We start from the raw sequence: 268 nt of genomic DNA, 5'->3' as shown, positions 1-268 counted from the left end.
AAATTAACAAACTCAAACAAAGTCCAATTCAAAGCAGTTTAACCATAAATAGCACCGCAAATGAGCCAAATAAAAGTGATGCTAGTTTAGCTATTGATGTTGAGCATTTAGGGTCTAAAAAATATAAAAACTCACAACAACAAGAGCAAATAGATATACTAGAGCGGCAATTAGGGGAGTTAAAATCAGAGCAAGCAGCAATAAAACAACAAATGGTTGAGCTGGTTATGAGTGAAATGAAAAGACGAGGCGATCACGACTATAATGT

At 34.7% G+C, this 268-nt stretch carries 1 protein-coding gene; it reads left to right on the top strand.

Features of this window, described 5'->3' with window-relative positions:
• Nucleotides 1-268, top strand: a 268-nt coding sequence (locus AAEY83_RS15480) for a hypothetical protein (protein ID WP_351060336.1), incomplete at both ends; no start/stop codon positions are given.

The sequence above is a fragment of the Psychrobacter sp. TB20-MNA-CIBAN-0197 genome (genome assembly GCF_040309765.1).
GTDB classification, from domain to species: Bacteria; Pseudomonadota; Gammaproteobacteria; order Pseudomonadales; family Moraxellaceae; genus Psychrobacter; species Psychrobacter submarinus.
This window is presented reverse-complemented; position numbering and strand designations above follow the sequence as displayed.